The 21,451-nt window shown below is 50.7% G+C and carries 23 protein-coding genes; 8 read left to right on the top strand and 15 right to left on the bottom strand.

Translation table 11 applies throughout. The features are described 5' to 3' along the window. Positions 1-26: 26 nt before the first annotated feature. Genes AC3WQT_RS26715 through AC3WQT_RS26700 form a run of 4 tightly spaced genes read right to left on the bottom strand, consistent with a single transcriptional unit; the run spans position 27 to position 2,817 of the window. Positions 27-575 carry a histidine phosphatase family protein gene (locus AC3WQT_RS26715; protein ID WP_492708731.1) on the bottom strand — a complete coding sequence of 183 codons (549 nt, stop codon included), beginning with the start codon at positions 573-575 and terminating at the stop codon, positions 27-29. A gap of 1 nt (position 576) precedes the next feature. Beyond that, a complete protein-coding gene (locus AC3WQT_RS26710; RefSeq protein WP_492708729.1) occupies positions 577-1,344 on the bottom strand; it encodes an adenosylcobinamide-GDP ribazoletransferase in 768 nt (255 codons plus the stop codon). Positions 1,345-1,371: 27 nt separating this feature from the next. Next, the gene (cobT, locus tag AC3WQT_RS26705) at positions 1,372-2,409 is read right to left on the bottom strand and encodes a nicotinate-nucleotide--dimethylbenzimidazole phosphoribosyltransferase (protein ID WP_492708727.1); all 1,038 of its coding nucleotides are present in this window, start codon (positions 2,407-2,409) and stop codon (positions 1,372-1,374) included. Positions 2,410-2,418: 9 nt separating this feature from the next. Beyond that, positions 2,419-2,817, bottom strand: coding sequence for a diacylglycerol kinase (locus AC3WQT_RS26700; RefSeq protein WP_492708725.1), 399 nt, complete (start codon positions 2,815-2,817; stop codon positions 2,419-2,421). A gap of 252 nt (positions 2,818-3,069) precedes the next feature. Here AC3WQT_RS26700 and AC3WQT_RS26695 point away from each other — a divergent pair, with 252 nt between their 5' ends. Next, a complete protein-coding gene (locus AC3WQT_RS26695; RefSeq protein ID WP_492708723.1) occupies positions 3,070-3,849 on the top strand; it encodes an IclR family transcriptional regulator in 780 nt (259 codons plus the stop codon). A gap of 77 nt (positions 3,850-3,926) precedes the next feature. On the opposite strand, the gene AC3WQT_RS26690 is transcribed toward AC3WQT_RS26695, so the two are convergent. From AC3WQT_RS26690 to tkt, 6 genes are all read right to left on the bottom strand, one after another. After that, a complete protein-coding gene (locus AC3WQT_RS26690) occupies positions 3,927-4,388 on the bottom strand; it encodes a cache domain-containing protein (RefSeq protein ID WP_492708721.1) in 462 nt (153 codons plus the stop codon). A gap of 169 nt (positions 4,389-4,557) precedes the next feature. Next, entirely contained in the window at positions 4,558-4,989 is a 432-nt protein-coding gene (locus AC3WQT_RS26685; protein WP_492708720.1) for a BON domain-containing protein, read from the bottom strand. Between the two features lie 181 nt (positions 4,990-5,170). Beyond that, entirely contained in the window at positions 5,171-5,851 is a 681-nt protein-coding gene (gene lepB / locus AC3WQT_RS26680; protein WP_492708718.1) for a signal peptidase I, read from the bottom strand. A 126-nt stretch (positions 5,852-5,977) separates the two neighbouring features. After that, positions 5,978-6,991, bottom strand: a complete 1,014-nt coding sequence (gene gap, locus AC3WQT_RS26675; RefSeq protein ID WP_422639180.1) for a type I glyceraldehyde-3-phosphate dehydrogenase — start codon at positions 6,989-6,991, stop codon at positions 5,978-5,980. Positions 6,992-7,064: 73 nt separating this feature from the next. Then, positions 7,065-7,664: a GNAT family N-acetyltransferase gene (locus tag AC3WQT_RS26670; RefSeq protein WP_492708715.1), complete on the bottom strand. Its 600-nt coding sequence runs from the start codon at positions 7,662-7,664 to the stop codon at positions 7,065-7,067. A 34-nt stretch (positions 7,665-7,698) separates the two neighbouring features. Then, entirely contained in the window at positions 7,699-9,702 is a 2,004-nt protein-coding gene (tkt, locus tag AC3WQT_RS26665; RefSeq protein ID WP_492708713.1) for a transketolase, read from the bottom strand. Between the two features lie 182 nt (positions 9,703-9,884). On the opposite strand from tkt, the gene AC3WQT_RS26660 reads away from it, so the two are divergent. The 7 genes from AC3WQT_RS26660 (at position 9,885) to AC3WQT_RS26630 (ending at position 17,994) form a co-directional block, all read left to right on the top strand. Further along, positions 9,885-13,262 carry a DEAD/DEAH box helicase gene (locus AC3WQT_RS26660; protein ID WP_492708711.1) on the top strand — a complete coding sequence of 1,126 codons (3,378 nt, stop codon included), beginning with the start codon at positions 9,885-9,887 and terminating at the stop codon, positions 13,260-13,262. Positions 13,263-13,272: 10 nt separating this feature from the next. Then, positions 13,273-14,508: a polyamine aminopropyltransferase gene (gene speE / locus AC3WQT_RS26655; RefSeq protein ID WP_492708709.1), complete on the top strand. Its 1,236-nt coding sequence runs from the start codon at positions 13,273-13,275 to the stop codon at positions 14,506-14,508. Positions 14,509-14,635: 127 nt separating this feature from the next. Then, positions 14,636-15,124 carry a hypothetical protein gene (locus AC3WQT_RS26650; RefSeq protein ID WP_492708707.1) on the top strand — a complete coding sequence of 163 codons (489 nt, stop codon included), beginning with the start codon at positions 14,636-14,638 and terminating at the stop codon, positions 15,122-15,124. After that, positions 15,124-16,257, top strand: coding sequence for a glutathionylspermidine synthase family protein (locus AC3WQT_RS26645; RefSeq protein ID WP_492708705.1), 1,134 nt, complete (start codon positions 15,124-15,126; stop codon positions 16,255-16,257). Before AC3WQT_RS26650 ends, AC3WQT_RS26645 begins: the two co-directional genes overlap by 1 nt. Before the next feature lie 8 nt (positions 16,258-16,265). Continuing rightward, positions 16,266-16,673, top strand: coding sequence for a DUF350 domain-containing protein (locus tag AC3WQT_RS26640; RefSeq protein ID WP_492708703.1), 408 nt, complete (start codon positions 16,266-16,268; stop codon positions 16,671-16,673). Between the two features lie 36 nt (positions 16,674-16,709). Then, positions 16,710-17,435: a 16S rRNA (uracil(1498)-N(3))-methyltransferase gene (locus tag AC3WQT_RS26635; RefSeq protein ID WP_492708701.1), complete on the top strand. Its 726-nt coding sequence runs from the start codon at positions 16,710-16,712 to the stop codon at positions 17,433-17,435. Positions 17,436-17,568: 133 nt separating this feature from the next. Beyond that, complete coding sequence (locus tag AC3WQT_RS26630; RefSeq protein ID WP_492708699.1) at positions 17,569-17,994, top strand: YidB family protein; 426 nt, start codon at positions 17,569-17,571, stop codon at positions 17,992-17,994. A 53-nt stretch (positions 17,995-18,047) separates the two neighbouring features. Here the strand turns inward: AC3WQT_RS26630 and AC3WQT_RS26625 are convergent, their stop codons facing one another. The 5 genes from AC3WQT_RS26625 to AC3WQT_RS26605 form a co-directional block, all read right to left on the bottom strand. After that, entirely contained in the window at positions 18,048-18,689 is a 642-nt protein-coding gene (locus AC3WQT_RS26625; RefSeq protein ID WP_492708697.1) for an alanyl-tRNA editing protein, read from the bottom strand. Beyond that, the gene (locus AC3WQT_RS26620) at positions 18,686-19,597 is read right to left on the bottom strand and encodes an ADP-ribosylglycohydrolase family protein (protein WP_492708696.1); all 912 of its coding nucleotides are present in this window, start codon (positions 19,595-19,597) and stop codon (positions 18,686-18,688) included. Before AC3WQT_RS26620 ends, AC3WQT_RS26625 begins: the two co-directional genes overlap by 4 nt. 62 nt (positions 19,598-19,659) lie before the next feature. Continuing rightward, complete coding sequence (locus tag AC3WQT_RS26615) at positions 19,660-20,223, bottom strand: hypothetical protein (RefSeq protein ID WP_492708694.1); 564 nt, start codon at positions 20,221-20,223, stop codon at positions 19,660-19,662. Between the two features lie 26 nt (positions 20,224-20,249). Then, entirely contained in the window at positions 20,250-20,645 is a 396-nt protein-coding gene (locus AC3WQT_RS26610; protein WP_492708692.1) for a DUF6713 family protein, read from the bottom strand. Positions 20,646-20,722: 77 nt separating this feature from the next. Next, on the bottom strand, positions 20,723-21,331 hold the full coding sequence (locus AC3WQT_RS26605) for a glutathione S-transferase family protein (RefSeq protein WP_492708690.1): 609 nt from the start codon (positions 21,329-21,331) through the stop codon (positions 20,723-20,725). Positions 21,332-21,451 lie beyond the last annotated feature (120 nt).

Here is a 21,451-nt window from a genome sequence, read left to right as displayed (position 1 = left end):
TCAGTCTTGCGTAAATACTATCTGTATTAAGTGTGAAATACCAGCACTTCCTTATATTCACCAAAGGCAAGGCTGAGGTTTTGTGCACATACCACGTTTGCCAACTCTTCAGCCACCATAGTGTCCTGCCAGGCCAGCAACATGCGCATGACGCCCGCATGGGTAACGACGATGGCTTCCGGCAAGCCAGATGCGCGCTTATCATCCAACCAGCTTATGACGCGTTGCGCCAGGTCTATGGCAGACTCTTTACCACCGGGCTGATAGCTGGCAGGGTCTGCTGCCCAGGCATCGATTTCATGTCTTGGAATGGTATCCCAGGCTTGCATTTCCCATGCACCGAAATTGAGTTCTTTCAAGCGATCATCAAACTGGGGCTGGGCGTGCAATAGTTTGGCCAGACGTGTGCAACGCTGCAAAGGACTGGAAAATACCGGTAAACCTGGCTGCAACTGACTGCATGCCTTTCGCACCAGTGCAGCACAGTCCGCTTCGTTGACATCGACATCTGTTTGCCCATAGCACAGACCTTCTGCTATCCGCGGTTTGGTGTGCCGGAGTAAATGCAGGCGCATATCAGTTCACCTGAAAAGCCAGCAAACCAAGGTAGATAGCCACTTCTGCCACTTGCTGGGTTGCCCCCAGACAATCACCGGTGAAGCCGCCTATCCTGCGCTGGAACAGCCGCGCCATGCGCCAGGTCAGCAATAACATCAGGCACAGCGACAATAACAGCGAATGCAATGGGAAGGGAAAGAAGTACATTAGTGCTGCACCCGGCAAAAGCACAGTCAGGCAGGCGACGAGAAATTCACCGGAATGCATTTCCTGCGCCAGAGGCTTGGCTTTGCCTTCATGTCGCGCATACGACATAAGCCAGATCAGGCTGCATGAAGCCAGCCTCGACAAGGGATGTGCGAGCAGCAAGGCAGGTACAGCTATCGAAACAGGCAAGCTGATGAGTAAAGCCAGCTTCAGGACGAGCATCAGTAAAATACCAATGGCACCATAGGCACCAACGCGTGAATCCTTCATGATTTCCAGCACGCGCTCTGGCGTCATGCCACCGCCAAAACCATCACAGACGTCGGCAAAACCGTCTTCATGAAAAGCGCCTGTCAACAAGATGCCTGCAATAGTAGATAGCACCACCGCCACCGCATGTGGCCACAATTGTGCAGCGGCTGCATAGACACTTGCACACACTGCCCCCACAATCCAGCCTGTTGCCGGGAAATAGCGTGAAGACTGCCGCAACCAGTCAGGCTCAAACCCTACCCAGTCGGGTACAGGAATACGGGTAAAAAACTGCAGGGCAATGAAGAATAAGCGTAGTTGATGCAAGCCAGCTCCCGCAGTGTTGGTGATTTTTTAGTCGCTACTTTTTTCGCTAACCTGTGCTGACGCAAAAGTCGCCATCTGGTTCAGGAAGTTGACCGCAGCCTGCACCATAGGATACACCAGCGCTGCCCCCGTACCCTCGCCCAGACGCAAGTCCAGTTGCAGCACAGGTTTGACCTCCAGGGCCTGCAACATGCGGGCATGGCCACTTTCATCCGACTGATGTGAAAACACACAGTAATCGAGTATGGCTGGCTGCATCCTGGCAGCGACGAGCAAGGCACTGCTGACGATGAAACCATCTATCAGCAAGACCATGCGGCGCTCTGCCGCTGCAAGCATGGCGCCGACCATGGTGGCAATTTCAAAACCACCAAAGGTAGCCAGCACATCTGCAGGCTCGTCTACATTTGCATGCAAGGTCACGGCTGCTTCAATGACAGCCTGTTTATGGCGTATGCCTTCGGCAGACAAACCTGTGCCTGCACCTACGCACTCCGCGACAGGAACCCCCGTCAGCTTGTGCATGAGGGCAGCCGCCGCAGTGGTGTTGCCTATACCCATCTCGCCAAATCCCAGCACATTGCCAGACAGGCCGACCACCAGTTCAGCACCATTTTTCATCGCGATCTGGCATTGAGCAGCAGTCATTGCCGGCTCTTTGGCAAAATTACGCGTGCCATTGGCGACTTTCATGCTCAGCAGTTTTTCACGCGGGCCAAATTCATGGTTGACGCCAGTATCCACCACATGCAGAGCGATTCCATTCTGTCTCGCAAAGACATTGATCGCGGCTCCATTGCCCAAAAAATTCTCTACCATTTGCCAGGTCACGTCCTGAGGGAAAGCAGATATGCCCTCTGCCACCACACCATGATCACCCGCAAACACGACAATGGCGGGTTCGCGCAATTCTGGTTGTGCAGTTTGCTGTATCAAACCTATCTGGGCAGCCAGGTGTTCGAGACGACCAAGACTACCCAGAGGCTTGGTCTTATTATTGATGGCGGAAGTGAGTTCTGCTTCAAGAGCAGAATTAGCGGTTGCGACTATGTTTGAATTGAGCATGTCAGGCGATCAATAATAAAAACGATCAAGCAAAATCACTACCCAGGTAGCCAGTGCGATCAGCACCGTCAGCAAGACAGCGGCACTGCCAAAGTCCTTGGCGTTTTTGGACAAGGTGTGGCGCTCAAGCGAAACGCGATCAACCACGGCTTCAATTGCTGAGTTAATCAACTCTACGATCAAGATCAGTATCAGTACAGCAATCATCATCAGTTTTTCAAAGGCTGAAACTGGTAAAAACAGGGCGATGATGGAACCGGTAACGACCAGTACCAGTTCCTGACGAAAGGCGTGTTCGTTTTTCCAGGCTGAACACAGGCCATCTATGGAATAAAGGAAGGCCGAAAATATGCGGCGCAAGCCACTTTTGCTTTTAAATTCACTGACTTCTTGTTCTTTTTCAGACATTTTTCTTCCTTAAACCACACACTTAAACAGTATTACAGATGAAGGCCAGCCAGCTAGCTTTCACTCAGCTGGCGAATTTTACAGGACTCCAAGTCAGGAACAAGCAGATTTACTTATTGCAAATCAATTTCTTGCATGCTGACAGCGCGCCGACACACCATCTTGGGGCATATTTTGTATTTTGACGACGAAGCCGTGACGTTCATTTCACATTATGGTATAACTTATATATTGCAGCGCACCAACCATAATATGAAAAACGATACGCCCGCCTCTGATAAAACTTCCATCCAGGTAATAGAACGCATGGTGTCCTTGCTGGATGCCCTGTCACGTTACCAGGACCCGGTCAGCCTGAAGGAACTGGCCATTGTCACTGGTTTACATCCCTCCACTGCTCACCGCATTCTCAACGATATGGTGCTTACCCGCTTTGTTGACCGTGCAGACACAGGATCTTATCGCCTCGGCATGCGTTTGCTGGAGTTGGGGAATATAGTAAAAAGCCGTTTGAACGTACGCGAAGCGGCGCTGGAATTCATGCGTGCCTTACATCGCCAGACCAACCAGACTATCAATCTGTCGGTACGCCAGGGCGATGAAATCGTCTACATAGACCGTGCCTTTTCTGAGCGCTCAGGCATGCAGGTGGTCCGTGCGATAGGTGGTCGTGCCCCATTGCACCTGACTTCAACCGGTAAATTGTTTTTGTCGCTGGATGAGCCCAAAGCCATACGCGCTTATGCAACACGCACCGGCCTGGCTGGTCACAATAAAAATTCGATTACTGACCTCGCCAAACTGGAAAAAGAATTGTCGGCTGTGCGTGAAAACGGTTATGCCAGGGACAATGAAGAACTGGAGCTGGGCGTGCGCTGCATGGCAGCAGGCATACATGACGACAGCGGCAAAATGATTGCAGGCTTGTCTATCTCAGCACCAGCAGACCGCTTGCAAGAAGAATGGCTGAGCAACCTGACCGACACAGCCAGACAAATTTCACTCACCCTGGGTTATACCGGCACATTCTGAATAGAAGCATTATCCAAATAAAAAACCAGTGCTTTTCACAGCACTGGTTTTTATCTGCAATTCAACTGCTTCGAGTCTTATTTGTAAGCACCGCTGCCGACAAAATAGTCGTCGATCTTTTCAAAATAGCTGGATTTGGTTTCCAAAGCTTTGGTCACAGGATTTGGCCATTGATAATCTATCCAGCCGTCATTCTTGGTTTTCAGCGCTGTCACCATGTCCTTGATAATAGGCTTACCCTCTACCTTCAAATCTATCAAATTCTTGCCTATCATCTTGGGATTGGCACCATGTGACAAGTTGACGCCATTCATGTCATATACAAACAAGTACAGGTCACGGTCGTGAAAATCTTTGTTGGATGCATCATTGAAGTCTGCAAAAGCTTTTTCCTTGCCATTTTTCTTGATATGGGCAATTCCTTTTTTTACCATGGCTTGCGCTTGCGCAGTGGTGCCGCGCTCATCACTGGCCATCACAGACCCGGCCATAAAGAAACCCATTACTGCCAGCAGAAACAGTTTGCTTATCAATTTCATGACTCATCTCCTTGTTTTATAGAGCCGTTTATATCGGCGCGTGGTAATTATTGCTTTGCAGAACCAATCATTCATGACTTGCGCTATCCAGTCCAGTAATAGTCACTGTGCGGCGCAATAAATTTGCCTTTCTTTGCAATCAGTGCCACTACAGCATAGTGCAATACGGCTATTTATAGCTAAGCAAATTTACAACACCTTCCACATCGTCCAGGCGGCGCACCAGTTTTTCCAGTTCTTTTGCCTGACCAGCTGTTTGCACGCAGCCTTTCAAGGTGACGAAGCGACGCTGCCCCTCTATCCAGATACTGGTTTCAGCAAAACGACCATCCGCTTCTATTGCACGTTTTACCCTGGGAATAATTTCCTGATCGTACAAATAGGAATTGGGCAGGCGGCATTGACCTGATTGATAGCAACTGGTGCCGCGTTCTATTCTGGAATGCGCTTCTGACCTGGCTTGCGCCTCGGTCAATAAAGGACCTTCGGGCACAGCACAATCGCTGATGAATTGGGTAACTTTGAGGAAAGGATCGTTGAAGTAGTTGCTTCGTGCTTCATCAGACATCGCTGGATTGGCGCACAGAGCAAGTACAGCCATAAGTACAAGGCGGTGTTTAGATTCTTTTAGCCACATGCAAATCCCCCCATTAGTGTGTACCTTATGCAAAACTGTCTGAACAGGCATTTGCATATTAACTAATTTTTATTGGATGTGCTTGCCACATAAAAAAAGCCAGTACTTTACACAGCACTGGCTTTCCAACTTAATTGATAAGGTACTAGATTTTTGCCCCAAAGCGATCAAACCGTGGCGAATAATATTGATCCCCATTCAGTGAGTACATCAGGCGTTTTACCTGTCCGGTGATCAACTCACGTTTGACCAGGCCGATGTAGCGGGAGTCCTGGCTATTGTCGCGGTTATCTCCCAGCATCATATATTCACCTTCCGGGACTTTGACGGGAGCGAAAGAGCGCAGTGCTTCGCGCTCTGGCATGACGATCATGTCATGTTGCAGGCTGCCCAGGCGTTCTTTGTAAACTAGTTGCTGGCCTTTGTATTCGCGTTTTGGTGTCAGATGGTCGTCACTACGCGGCGCTATAGGCTCATAGCTGGCGGCAACACCGTTAATGAACAGCTTTTCTTCGCGCATTTCCACCACATCACCCGGCACGGCAACCAGGCGTTTGATCAGGCGCACACCATCTGCTGGCGAAGTAAAGGTCACCACATCTCCGCGTTGTGGATCAGAGACATGTGCGAGGATGACATCGGTGAATGGTAACTTGACATCATAGGCCAGACGGTCACAAATGACACGATCCCCTTCCAGCAGGGTCGGATACATGGAACTGGTAGGCACGATATAGTAATCAGCCAGGGCACTGCGCACAAAAACCATGCCCAGCATGAGTACGATGAAACCTTTATTGTCGGCTAACAGTTTCTTGAGCTTCACAGCAATCTCCCAATGACAAGCAAAAAATATAAATCAATAAATTACCCTTGCCCTGTATAGACAAAAAAATACCCCGAAAGTTCGGGGTATTTTTAGTTGTGATGCAAAAACTATCTGGCCAGCAGATTATTTTGCATGCATCAGTGCAACAGTGGTGTCCAGCATACGGTTGGAGAAGCCCCATTCGTTGTCATACCAGCTCGATACTTTAACCAGACGGCCAGAAACTTTTGTCAATGTTTCATCATAGGTACTGGAAGCTGGATTGTGGTTGAAATCCACAGAAACCAGAGGTGCCGTGTTGTAATCCAGGATACCTTTCAGGGCGCCTTCGGATGCATCTTTCAAGACCTGGTTGATTTCTGCCACTGTCGTGTCACGGGCAGCAACAAAAGTCAGGTCAACGACAGATACATTGATGGTTGGTACGCGCATGGCGTAACCATCCAGTTTGCCATTCAGTTCTGGCAAGACCAGGCCAACGGCAGCAGCAGCGCCAGTTTTGGTCGGGATCATGCTCATGGTGGCAGAACGGGCGCGACGCAAGTCTTCATGCATGACGTCTGTCAATACCTGGTCATTAGTGTAGGCATGGATAGTCGTCATCAAACCGTTGACGATACCGATAGCATCATTCAAAGGCTTGGCCAGAGGTGCCAGGCAGTTGGTCGTGCAGGATGCATTGGAAATCACTGTGTCAGTGGCTTTCAATACATTGTGATTAACACCGTAGACGATGGTTGCATCTACATCTTTACCACCTGGGGCAGAGATAATGACTTTTTTCGCGCCGCCAGCCAGATGGGCAGAAGCTTTTTCTTTTGTCGTGAAGAAGCCTGTGCATTCCAGCACGACATCGACATTCAATTCACCCCAAGGGATATTGGCTGGATTGCGTTCTGCAAATACCTTGATCTTGTCACCATTGACGATCATGGTGTCGCCTTCGACCGTGACTGTACCTGGGAACTTGCCGTGGGCTGTGTCGTAACGGGTCAGGTGGGCATTGGATTCTGCATTGCCGAGGTCATTGATCGCAACGATCTGGATCTCGTTCTTGAACTTGCCACCTTCGTAATGAGCGCGAAGGATGTTGCGGCCGATACGGCCATAGCCGTTGATTGCGACGCGAATCGTCATGGTTTTATCTCCAAAGGACTAAACAACAATAAATACAAATAAAAAAACTGTAAACCTCTCACCACAGAGACAATCAGTGCAGTGAAGAAGGAGTACGCATGGCATTGACAGATGCCATCAGCACCGACAAATCGCGCCAGCCGTAACCCACTTCCATCAAATCCATACCATCCCAGCTAAATGCCTGTTCTATCAATAGCGCACCACCCAGCTCTTCATAAAAATTGCGGGCGATGGAATTGCCGGAGATGACCCACACCAGCAAACTCTCTGCGCCTTGCGCCTGCAAGGTGCGCGCAACTTTCTGTACCATGCGGCGGCCTATGCCGGACCGCTGCCAGGCTGGTCGCAGATATACTGCAGTCAGATCAGCCTGCATGCCCAGCTTGGGTTCAGGCAGCATCATACCGGAAGCGAAGCCGATGATATGGCCTTCGCTCTCAGCCACATACACGCAGATGCGGTCTTCTGCCTGCGACATGGCTTGCAGGATTTGCCGCCATTGCAGCATGCTGTCTTCCACGCGCATTTCATCCAGATAATTATCCGGGATCATGCCCCGGTAAGTAGCTTGCCAGCTTTCCACACGTACAGCAGCAATCGCCTCTGCGTCGTCTACAGTAGCACGACGCAGGCTGACCTCTTTGATGCTGCTCACAGTAATGTCTGTCAATTCCGTCTTCCTGCTGAATCTTACTTAATCTTATTTAAGCCAGTGTCGCTTTTACTTTGGCAACGACATTGTCAACAGTGAAGCCAAAATGCTTGAACAGGACGCCTGCCGGTGCTGACTCACCGAAAGTATCGATACCAACAACCGCGCCTTCCAAACCTACATATTTATACCAGAAGTCTGTGACACCGGCTTCGATGGCAATACGTGGCAAGCCCTTGCCCAAAACAGCAGCCTTATAAGCAGAGTCCTGGCGGTCAAACACATCGGTCGATGGCATGGACACCACGCGCACGGCAATGCCTTGCTGTGCCAGCTCAGCCGCAGATTTGACAGCCAGTTCAATTTCCGAGCCGGTGGCAATCAATACAGCCTTGGCATCAGCCGCGTCTTGCAAGACATAGCCACCACGCTGGATGTCAGCGATTTGTTGGGCACTGCGCTCTTGATAAGGCAGGTTCTGACGAGAGAAAATCAAGGTCGATGGGCCGTCATTGCGTTTGACTGCATGTGCCCAGGCAGCGGCAGATTCCACCGTGTCGCATGGACGCCAGTTATCCAGGTTAGGGATCAGGCGCATGCTGGATACGTGCTCGACAGATTGATGCGTAGGACCATCTTCACCCAGGCCAATCGAGTCATGGGTGAATACAAACAGGGTACGGATCTTCATCAACGCAGCCATGCGGATGGCATTGCGGCTGTAATCAGAGAAAGTCAGGAAGGTTGCGCCAAACGGAATATAACCGCCATGCAGGGCGATACCATTCATCATCGCGCTCATGCCGAATTCACGCACACCATAATTGATGTGGTTACCGGCCTGATTGCCACGAACTGCCACGCATTCTTTCCAGTTCGTCAGGTTGGAGCCTGTCAAGTCAGCAGAACCACCGAGGAATTCTGGCAGCGATGGTGCAAATGCCTGGATCGCATTCTGGCTAGCCTTGCGGGTAGCGATGTTTTCTTTTTTCTCTACACAGGATCCAATTGCATTCGCCACCACTTCATCGAAGTTGGCTGGCAAGTCGCCATTCATGCGGCGTGTCAGTTCAGCCGCTTTTTGTGGGAACTGGGCAGTGTAGGCTGCAAATTGTACATTCCATTCAGCTTCGGCTTTGGCGCCATCTGCCTTGGCATCCCAGGCTTCATAAACGTCAGCCGGTACTTCAAATGGCGGGTATTCCCAACCGATGTGCGCGCGTACGGCGGCAATTTCCTTGTCGCCCAGGGCGGCACCGTGCACATTGTGCGTGCCTTCCATATTTGGTGAACCCTTGCCGATTACTGTTTTGCAGCAGATCAAGGTAGGTTTGTCAGATGTTTTGGCAGCAGCAATGGCATTGGCTACGGCTTCAGCATTGTGACCATCAATTGCCGGGATCACATTCCAACCATAGGCTTCAAAGCGTTTTGGTGTGTTGTCAGTGAACCAGCCTTCAACATGACCGTCGATGGAGATGCCATTGTCATCCCAGAAGGCGATCAGTTTATTCAGTTGCAGCGTGCCAGCCAGTGAACAGGCTTCATGCGAAATGCCTTCCATCAGGCAGCCATCGCCCATGAAGGCGTAGGTGTAATGATCTACTACTTTCAGGTCGCCCTGATTGAACTCGGCAGCCAGCAGTTTTTCAGCCAGTGCCATACCGACGGCATTGGTAATACCCTGGCCCAGTGGGCCGGTAGTTGTTTCCACGCCTGGCGTAATATGAACTTCAGGGTGGCCGGCAGTTTTGGAATGCAGTTGACGGAAATTCTTGATCTCTTCGATAGGCAGGTCATAGCCTGTCAGGTGCAGCAACGAATAATGCAACATCGAGCCGTGGCCATTCGACAACACAAAGCGGTCGCGGTTGATCCATTTAGGATTAGCCGGATTGTGGCGATAAAAGCCTTTCCACAAAGCAACAGCGATATCGGCCATACCCATAGGCGCGCCTGGGTGGCCAGAATTGGCTTTTTGTACGGCATCCATGGACAAAGCACGAATTGCATTGGCCATTTTGGTAAGTGTTGCTGGCTGAAGAGATGAAATCATGGTGTCAGAAGGTAGTCTTGAGAAAACTGGTCAGTGTTGCGAGCTGGGGACGTGAAACTCTCCCCGCGAAAACCCGGTATTTTACCAGAGCATGGGGTCCATACTACAATTGCGACGCTTCAGAAGCGCAATCTTGCTCTTTTAAACTGTAAAATCACTGGGTTTACATATAAAGCTTACGCATGTCATCAAAAAAACGTCACTTCTCCCTCGACGATCTTGCACGGCAATTTCCTCATGAGGTGTTCATACGCGGTATCAGTTATGCAACAGAAAACAAGGTCAGGGGTTGGAGTTTTGACAATGACTTTGTCGAGAGCGAAGTTCAGGGCAGTGGCCGCAATATTTATACTCAAGAGATAGAGCTGGTGTTTGAAAACGGCAAACTGGAAGCCGTAAATGGCTCCTGTAGTTGCCCGGTTGAATACAATTGCAAACATGTGGCGGCAGTTTTATTGAATATCCTCGACCATCACAACAAAGCCCATGCCCTGCCCGGCCATGGTGACGGCAATGATGCCGCACTGGGTTTCAATGAACAGAAATGGCTGCGTGAGCTGGAATTTGCTACGCATGAATCATCTACCCCAGTCCCAGTAGCCGACACAGAATTTGCCAAAGACGAACTGGAAGATGGCATGCTGATTTTCAGCCTGTCCACAGTATCTGGCAGCAAGGAAGTGCGCTTGATACCCGGCAAGGCCAAGCAGAATGCCAAGGGCGAGCTGAAATACACCAAGCTGTCACTGGCAGTGCGCGACATGATGAAGTCAGCCAGTTTTTTGCAGGAAGCGGATTACGAATTGCTGGCGCTGTTCAATATGTGCACCATGAATTCGTTTTATTACTCGCATTATTCTCCCAAGGGCAGGATGGGTGCGGTATTGCTGGAACGTGTCGCCAAGGCTGGCAAACTGTATTGGCTCAATACCGACAATAAACAAAACCATTTATCCAGACTGGCCTACCACCCATTGCAACAGGCACACCTGGCCTGGCAAGAAGAAAATGACTACCTGCGCCTGCGCTGGCAACTCGATAGCAACGAAGAGGATGCCCCTGCCCCGCCATATATCCTGCCCACCGAGCCGCCCTGGCTGATAGGGCAAGATAGCTGTGGCGAACTGCATGTAGCAGCGACCAGCAAGTTCCCCTTGCTTGCCCTGATCAACCTGGTGCAGGAAGCGCCACTCCTGGCTGTTGGCCGGGCAAAAACCCGACAGGCAATGGCCAACCGTCTGCTGGACATGGGCTTGCAAAACCTGATCCCCTTGCCGGCAAAACTGGAAGCACAACTGCGTGCAGATATACGCATGCGCCCGGTGCTGGAACTGAATAGTCTGACGACATCCAGCGCATGCACTGATTACGCTCTGCTCAGGTTTGCTTATGAAGATGCAGTAGCTCAATCAGAACAGCCAGGCGATCACTTGCTGCGTCGTGGGCAGCACGGCCTGGAAAAAATACTCAGGGACCTGCCTGCCGAGCAAAGTGCCAGACAAACCCTGCAAGGATTAGGCTTTCAAGCTCAGCCGGTAGCAGGTCATGAAAGAGAGCTATTGCTCTGCCTGCCGGACCAGAATGCCTGGCTCAATTTTGCAACAAGAGACTTGCCTGAGCTGATCAGCCAGGGATGGGATATACGCCAGCAAAATGATTATCGCTACAACCTGCAGGAAGTGGAAGACTGGTATGCCGAGGTTGATGAAGATAACCAGCAATCCGTCTGGTTTGAGCTGGAACTGGGCATCGTCGTTAACCAGGCAAAGATTTCACTGCTACCCTTACTGGTCAGCCTGATACGCCAGGCACCGCAAGACTTTAGCCTGCAACAAGTCAACCAGCGAGCCGATGACGAACAAGTCTTATTGGCCCTGCCGGACAATACCCGCGTCGCCCTGCCCTATGCGCGCATCAAGCCTATCCTGCTGATCCTGGGTGAGTTGTATTTCAATGAACAGCAAGGCGACAGGCTGCGCCTGCCCATGCTGGATGCAGCACGCCTGGCAGAATTGTCTGCCACGACCCACTTGCGCTGGATAGGTGGCGAACGCCAGCAAAGCTTTGGCAAGCGCCTGGCAGAATTTGGTGGCATCAGCAGCATCACACCCCCTGCTGGTTTGCAGGCCAGCCTGCGCGACTACCAAAAAGAAGGCGTGGCATGGATGCAGTTTTTGCGCGAATACCAGCTTGCCGGCATCCTCGCGGACGACATGGGCCTGGGCAAGACCATACAAACCCTGACCCATATCCTCATGGAAAAAGAAGCTGGCCGCTTGACCCAGCCAGCACTGGTGGTTGCCCCCACCAGCCTGATGGACAACTGGGCCAGCGAAGCCCAACGCTTCACGCCTGATCTGCGTGTGCTGGTCTTGCAGGGCAAAGACCGCAGCAAGCTGTTTGAGCAAATCCCCCAGGTAGACCTGGTGCTGACTACTTACGCCCTGCTGCCACGCGATGAAGAAGCCCTGCGCCAGCATCGCTACCATTTGCTGATACTTGATGAAGCGCAATACATCAAGAATGCCCAGGCCAAGGCCAGCCAGACTGCCAGCCTGTTGCAGGCCAACCACCGCCTGTGCCTGACTGGTACGCCGCTGCAAAATCATCTTGGCGAACTGTGGTCGCAATTCAACTTTCTCATGCCGGGCCTGCTGGGTGATATCAAGTCATTTACCAAGGACTTCCAGCACCCCATAGAAAAACTCGGTGACAGCCAGCGCCACGCCTTGCTGACGCGTCGCATCAAGCCCTTTTTATTGCGCCGTACCAAGGACAAGGTGGCGACGGAATTGCCAGCCAAGACCGAGGTCTTGCGCCACATAGAACTCAGCGGCGCGCAAAGAGACCTGTATGAAACCGTGCGCCTGGCCATGGATGAAAAAGTCCGCGAAGAAATCGCCAAAAAAGGTGTGGCACGCAGCCAGATCGTCATTCTTGACGCACTGCTGAAACTACGCCAGGTATGCTGCGACCCGCGGCTGGTCAAGATTACCGGTGCTAAAGCCGTCAAATCTACCAAAGGTGGCAAGGATAAGATGCCACCGTCTGCCAAGCTGGAGGAATTGCTGGCCATGATAGACGAGCTGCTGGCCGAAGGTCGCAAGATTCTGGTGTTTTCACAATTCACCAGCATGCTGGCCCTGATCGCCGAAGCGCTGACTGAAAAACAATTGCGCTTTGCCATACTGACAGGCGACACTGAGCACCGGGGTGAAGTGGTACGCCGCTTCCAGGAAGGTGATATCCCCCTATTCCTGATCAGTTTGAAAGCTGGCGGCGTGGGTCTGAATTTGACTGCAGCCGACACCGTCATTCACTATGACCCATGGTGGAACCCGGCAGCAGAAAACCAGGCTACCGACCGCGCCTGGCGCATAGGCCAAGACAAGCCAGTATTTGTCTATCGCCTGATTGCCAAGGGCACGCTGGAAGAAAAGATACAGGAAATGCAGATCAAGAAATCAGACCTGGCACGTGCCATACTTGACCAGGGCGAAATCGGCAGTGTGCAACTGACTGCAGAAGACTTGCAGGGCATTTTTGAACCATTGAACTAAAGAAAGACTTATGGAAGGCTTACACCTGACCGCCGACTGCTTTGACTGTGAAGCAGCGCCAGAATATTTCGTCAGCCCGGAAAGCCTGCGTCTCTGCCTGAGCAAGATCACCATCGCTGCCAGCTTGACCATCGTCGGGGAAAAATTTCACTCCTTCACTCATGAAGATGGCAGCCCGGCTGGCGTCACCGGTGCCTTGTTGCTGGCAGAGTCACATGTCGCCATCCATACCTGGCCAGAACGCAACGCGGTGACGCTGGACGTCTATGTCTGCAACTTCAATCATGACAATGGCAGCAAGGCGAGGCAAATTGTTGACACACTGATTACCCTTTTTCAGCCACGTCAGGTCTCTCGCCAGGAATTGCAACGCGGTGAACATAGCCCGGCCATGGCGTTTGAAGCCCTGACAGCAGACAGCTTTGCTGCCACCCGTATCAATCAGGTGTTGGCACGCCAGCGCAGCACCATGCAGGATATTGAGATCGCCGACACCACAGATTTTGGCAGGGTCATGCGCATAGACAGTGCCATGATGACTTCAGAAAAAGATGAATTCTTTTATCATGAATGCCTGGTACACCCTGCGGCCATGATTCATCCAGAACCACGTAGCGCCCTCATCATCGGAGGCGGCGACGGTGGGTCTTGCGAAGAATTACTGAAACACCCCAGTATCAACAGCATCACCCTGTGTGAAATTGATGAAGAAGTCGTCAAGATGGCACGCCAGTACCTGGGCAACATTCATCGCGGCGCGCTGGATGACCCAAAAATACAACACCGCTATGAAGATGGCTTTGCCTACGTCCACAACAGTACAGAACAATTTGACCTGATACTGCTGGACCTGACCGACCCGCTCAGCCCGAATGGTAGCTCACTGGCAGCCACCTGCATGACCGAGGAATTTTTCCAGGCTTGTGCGCAAAGGCTAACTGCGCAAGGCATGCTGGTACTGCATTTGGGCAGCCCCTACTATCATCCGCAACGCTTTGCGGACACCTTGCAGAAACTAAGCAATATATTTCCGCAACTACATCCATATACAGTATTCATCCCCCTGTATGGGGCCTTATGGGGCATGGCTATTGCCAGCAAGCATGGCAACCCACTATCGCTAAGCCCGTCAACGGTAAATCTTCAGATTAAACACCGTGGTTTGCCATTGCTAAAGTATTACAATGGCGAGGTGCATCAGGCATTATTTGCCTTACCCAATTATGTGAAAGACCTGATGCCTTAGAACGTGTTTGCGGTCCTACTGCGCGGGCGTGATCGGAGCTCATGCGCTGCTCAAAATGCTCAAGTACGTTAAGCTACAGATCGCAAACACGTTCTGAACACCAAAAATGGGAAAAACAGGAGAAACCGTGAGTGCCGGAAAAACCAAACAACATGGCAAACGCAGGGTCAGCCGCACTCTGCCGCTAATGCTAGTAACCAGTGCTGCCCTAACCGCATGCAGCGTCAGCAGCGATAGTACTGACAATAGTGGCGGCCAGGAGCTGACATCCATACGCGATCAATATAAGAGCCTGGAAGATTGCCGCAAGGACTGGGGTGACGGTACGGCTTGCGAAACTGTGGCCTCCAGCACTGACCTTAATGCCGCCAGCATGCCCGCCACATCTACGGGCAGCAGCTACACCGGCACCAGTGGCAGCCACTACAGTGGCTATTCCCACAGCTTTTTCGGCCCCTATTACTCGCCCGGTTATCGTGACACCGTGCAAAGAAATTTTGGGGTCAGCAACTCCGGTAGTGACCATGCCATCAGTCGCAGCACAACTACCAGCCGCAGCAGCGTCAGCCGTGGCGGTTTTGGCGGCACTTCACATGGTCATAGCGGGGGCGGTTAATGATACGTACTTCATTAACACCACGCACAGGCTGGCAACAGCAATTTGAATCCCTGGGTTTTAGCTATCATTCTATTGATGGCTTGTACTGGGATGAACGCTATGCCTATCATTTTACTGCCGCCCAGATAGACACACTGGAACAAGCCAGCCTGGACTTGCACCAGATGTCGCTACAAGCCGTTGATCATGTCGTCAAACACGGTATGCAAGAAAAATTTGCCATTCCCCAGGCATTCTGGTCGCAAGTCGAAGACAGCTGGCGTGCGAAGGAATTTTCTTTGTATGGCCGTTTTGACCTGAGCTGGGATGGCACAGGCGCACCGAAGATGCTGGAATACAATGCCGACACGCCCACCGGCCTGGTCGAATCCAGTGTCGCCCAATGGTATTGGTTGCAGGACGTTTTTCCTGATGCGGATCAATTCAACTCTCTGCATGAAAAACTCATAGACCAGTGGAAAAAATTCCCTGGCAAGGGCCTGTTGCACTTTGCCTGCGCAGGCGGCAATGAAGAAGATGAAGGCAATCTCTCTTACCTGCGAGACACAGCAATACAGGCTGGCTTTGCCACCAAACAATGCGCGATAGAATCCCTGGGCTGGGATGAAGACGAAGGCGTATTCGTCGATGATCTTGACAGCCGTATCGATAACCTGTTCAAGCTCTACCCATGGGAATGGCTGTGCCGCGAAGACTTCTCCAATCATTTGCTCAAGCGCCCCATGCGCATCATAGAGCCCGCCTGGAAAATGATCTTGTCGAACAAGGCAATACTGCCAATATTGTGGGAACTGTTCCCGAATCATCCCAATCTCTTGCCCGCCTACTTCGATGCCTGGCGTATCAGCGGCAACCATGTGAAAAAGCCTTTGTATTCACGCGAGGGGGAAAACATTTCCATCTATGCCAATGGTGAAGTGATGCATACTGGCGGTGACTATGGGCAAGAGGGCTATATCTATCAGGCCTATGCGCCGCAGCCTAAATTTGATGATGGCATCACACCGGCTTACACATCCATCGGTGCATGGATAGTGGGTGATGAACCAGCCGGCATAGGCATACGCGAAGACGAAACACTGATCACCAAAAACACCAGCCGTTTCATACCCCATTATTTTGTAGAATAGGATAACCCATGAGTGAACAATTACTGGCACACGGTCTGCTAGCCTTCTTCAGCCATATTGCCGCTGCTTTTGTCTTGCTGGCTGTGTTTGTGACTGTATATATACGCATCACACCTTACCGTGAAATTGCCCTGATACGCGAAGGCAATATTGCTGCGGCGGCCAGCCTGTCTGGCGCCGTGCTCGGTTATTGCACGGCCCTGGCATCGGCCATTGCCAACAGTGTCAGCCTGATCGACATGTGTTTCTGGGGAGTGATTGCCCTGATCATACAATTGCTGGCCTTTGGCATCGCCCGTTTGCTGATACCCGGCATAGTCTCTGACATACCCGGCAATAAAATTGCCTCTGGCATCTTCCTTGGTGCCTTGAGTCTGGGCCTGGGCATGCTTAACGCCGCCTGCATGACCTATTAAAAATTAATGATTTTGCTTTTGAATACAGAGAATTGAATGCCACGTTTTTACTGCCCTCTCCCTTTAAGTATAGGGGCCACCATCGAGCTTCCCGATGAAGTTGCACACCATGTTTTTGTGCTGCGTCAGAACGTGGGTGACAACATCAGTATATTCAATGGTGAAGGGGGCTGCTATGTTGCCACCTTGACCCAGGTGACAAAGAAAAACGTAAGGGCAGAAGTCAAAGTATTTTTGCCAGAAGAATGTGAATTACCTTATTCGCTGAATCTGGTGCAAGCCTTGCCAGAAGCTTCGAAAATGGACTGGATCATAGAAAAAGCCATGGAGCTGGGTGTCAGTGCCATACAGCCTCTGGCAGCACAGCGTTGCGTGGTTCGTTTATCAGCAGAGCGCGCCGAGAAAAAGCAGGCGCACTGGCAAGGCATCATCGTGGCAGCCGCCGAACAATGTGGTCGCAACCGCCTCGCCCACCTGGCACCGCTGATGAATTTCAACCAATGGCTGAGCCAGCAAGATATGCATCAGAGAATATTGCTGACTCCACGCGCAGAACAATCACTGGCAGACTGGTCACGCCATCATCCTGCACAAGCTGTCAGCCTGATGATCGGGCCTGAGGGTGGTTATTCTGATGAAGAAGAAAGTCTCGCCATCAAACACGGTGTGCTGGCGCTATCGATGGGCCCGCGTATACTGCGCACTGAGACTGCAGGGCTTGCTGCGATTGCAGTATTGAATGCAGCATGGGGTGGTATGTAGACATACTTGAAGAAAATTCCTGAAGAAAATTTCCATCGCCGTAAAAAATTGTCAAATTTCATACAGAGTTCACAATTCCTGCCGATACTCAGCTTTACACTTGCGGCACTTTACCAATTCAAAAAGGAAAATCATGGGATTACTCGATAGTGCATTAGGCATGCTCGGCGGCATGAACCAGGACAATGACAGCAAGGCGGGATTGATGCAGGCAGTGGTTGCCATGCTGGGTGACAGACAACCTGGCGGCGTCGGTGGTTTGCAAGCCCTGATCAGCGCCTTTCATCAGGCAGGCCTGGCTGACATTGTGCAATCATGGGTAGGCACGGGACAAAATATGCCCATCTCTGCCGCACAAATCCAGCAAGCCTTAAGTGGCGGTCAATTGCAGCAACTGGCGGATGCCGCTGGCATTTCGCAAGAAGGCGCAGCAAACCATCTGGCTGAATTTTTGCCTGGCATCATTGATCACCTGACACCACATGGGCAAGTGCCCGAAGCTGGCAATATCAACCCGGCAGCGGTGTTGCAACAGTTTTCATCCCTGTTCGGCAAGTAAGCATCAACAATTTGCCAGTAAAAAACAGCGGCAGACTTTCCTGCCTCTGTTTTTTATGGCACAAGGTAAATCTCCACCCTCTCCTTACCCCGCCCTATATTGTTACGCTTCAATTTTATCTGCCCCAACTCTCCAGTACGTTTGACATGCGTGCCACCACAGGGCACGCGGGAAAACCCAGCGATTTCCCAATAGCGTCTTTCTGTAGTTTCATCTTCAAAAGCGCACCTGATGTCTAGATTGGCATCAATGATGGCTTGCGCCTCTTGCGTGTAAGCAGGCAGCAAGGGCGCGATACTTTCATGCCAGACAAAGTCTATGCGTGCCTTGTCCGCAGCAATATGCGCACCAGCCTTGCCCACACCCGGCAGCGATTTATAAAATAATTCCAGCACCAGTTCAGCCGCAAAATGCAGGCGCATGAGGCGATAACGTCTGTCCCAGTCTATACAGACTTCGACTTCCTGCCCAGACTGCAAATCATGACCTTCTGCCAGGGTGTAGACCAACTCCAGTCCTTCCTTGCGCGCAGCAACTACAGCATGCCCAGCTATCGTACCCTCATCACTTTCCTGTCCACCAGAGAAGGCAAAGAAAATCGTCGATGCGAGATAAATATCATTACCATCCACTTTGCTGACTTGTGTTTGCAAACTGGTTTTATAAGGATCGTCCCAAAAACTCTTCTTTGTCAATTTGCACCTCCAGATTCAAGATGCCATACTGGCAAAGCTTCACGCTTGGATCTCCAATTGTCTGGAATACCTTCATCACCAACAAAAGAGGCAACAATACCGCCAACTATCGCACACAAAGTATCCCGGTCTCCACCTGCACGGACGGTTAGCCACATCGCCATCTCGAAATCTTCCAATGCCTGTCCGCAGCACCACAAGGCCAGTGGCACAGTGTCTTGCGCCGACATATTATTACCATTGCCCAAAACAGAAACTGGAAAGTCCATGGACCCTACTGTTGTCATGGACTGAGCACGAACCAGTTTGGAGCGGACTTCACTTTGCGGTAACAAGTCAATAATTTTTCCCAAAAATTCTGCATGCTTGGGTCTTGTTCCCGCATCTCGGTAAAGGCAAGCCTGGGCGGCAGCCAATGCAACTGCGACGGCTCCCGCTATTCCTTCTGGATGCCCGTGTGTCACTTCGGCGGACAAACTTGCCTGCCTCATTAGCAAACCCAGATCATCGGCGAAATAAGCCCCAAGTGGCGCAACCCGCATGGCAGCACCGTTGCCGTAAGATCCCTGCCCCTCAAAAGCACTGGCAACCACCTCCTGCCATGCTTCACCTGCATCAATACGTGCAAGGACTCTATGCATGGACGGGCCATAGGCGCGGTCATAGCTATAGTGCCTGGCAAAACTTTTTGCCAGTGTGTCTTGATGTATTTCACCACGGCTGCGTAGAACTGCGATGATGGACAGTGTCATTTCTGTGTCGTCAGTAAAATGCCAAGGTGCCTCTGGTAGTTGCCCATTACCATTGAGTAGCAACTTGTTTTCTTCTTGAAAAAAACATTGGCCAAAAGCGTCACCGATAGATAATCCATCTAGTGATATCAATGCACGTTCCAGTGGAGTATTCATACCAGGCATATCTCTCATTTTCCTATTCAAATCACGATCAGCAAAGGTCCTTGATTGAAATTTCAATCTTTACAATTACCCAGCAATTTTCTGATTTCACCGATGAAAATTTCAGCTTCGCTCCGTGCCTGGGCGTTGCCTTTTTGATGAGTGATACGCAGTTTGACGAAATTGTTTTTCATCGTAGTCAAATAAGTGTACGAGGTATTCATGCCGACTGAATTTTCAAATTCAAATTCTCGCCAGATGAATTGTGGCCCACAACTGAAATAACGGGTATTTTGCTGAGAGCCAGTAGTCAAATTGACAGAACGCGCTTGGCCTGAGGCTTCCATTCCCTTTGCTTCGGCAATGATCTGACTAAAATGCTGCTTTACTACTGGTGCATCTATACTGGCTGGGATGGGAGAAATGCCTGCTGTGTAAATATAAATCGAGACCAGTATAGGATCGCTACGTCTGTAGGCGATATAGTCGCCTAGTTCCTTGACAGGGAATGTGGAGGCCTCGGCAAATCTGAAACCTGCCAGTTGATCTGGAAAACTGATATTGATGGCGTCGTTATGTACTGCAGCGGATACACTACCGACACAAAAAAACAGCAGGGAGAGTATAAATTTATGCATGAATGTATCGGGAATAAAGGTGAAGGCTATTCGTGAGCAATATTGCGAAGCAGGAAAAGTTGCATGCTTGAGGCCAGAGTCGTCGCGATTAACAAGGCAATGGACGCTGGTTGCATGAACGATTCACTGCCAGCAACAAAGAATGCAGAATGAATTCCAGCAGTGAGCAATCCCAAAAATGCTACCAATTTGTAATTGCCCAGTGCGTTTTTTGTATTCGCCGTCACCTGCCCTTGTGCAAACAAGACCAGGGCGATAATTGGTAAGTTCAGTAACAGATTGATCTGATTTCCTCCGGGAATATGGAAGAGTTCCCATTCTTGCCAGAAAGCAGCATCAATCTGATGGGTTATCAATATTGTTGCATTCAGCAAAAAAAGGGCTTGCAAACGGGGAGGTAGTAGCATTGTTAGTATTTTCAAGAATATTTTGCTACAAGATAAATGACCAATAGCTTGGCATAAATGAAGCGTTCACTAGTCGTGAAGAACTATCGTCTTCAAGATGCAACCGGGCAGCTAGAACGTATAGCCTCATGCGTCATCAAAAATTGCCAGTATTGCTCATAGTCAGGCAAATCACTGATTGCCACCCCAAGGTCCACTGCTTTGCGATAGATGATGGCGACGAAAATATCCGCCTGCGTGAATTGCGCACCAACTGCAAACTGACTTCCCTGCCACAAGCGTGACTGCAGTTTTTGCAGATTCATCGACAACCACTTTGCCCGTACTGGTCGCATCTGCTCCCTGCTCCAGTCGGGATGAAAAAAACGCACGGTACTACCGTTTTGTTGCGGATGTATGGATGAGTTAACCGCTTCGCAAATCTCACGCACCTGAGCACGGGCGAAGGCCTCTGTATATTGCAAAGGTGGATTGGGGGCGATTTCTTCGATAAATTCAGCCATGGCCATGGATTCGCTCAAGGCGACACCATCAACTTCCATCAAGGGTACGCGGGCAAAGGGGCTCAGCAATCTGACTTGCTCACCAACATCGCCCAGGCCAACATCAATACGTTCATAATCGACTTTTTTGTAGTCGAGTATCCACAACAAGCGTTCGCAGCAATTGGCATCTGGTGCATGATAAAACCTGATCTTCATTTTGATCCCCAGCATTCATTGGCAAGATGGCATATCTTACCCCGAATTACCAAAGCCGATTATCACTGCGCTATTTGCCGCTTATCCTGAGTAGTTCAACAAATCCGGAGCAAACAAAAA

Source organism: Undibacterium sp. FW305-107, from assembly GCF_058788535.1.
This window is presented reverse-complemented; position numbering and strand designations above follow the sequence as displayed.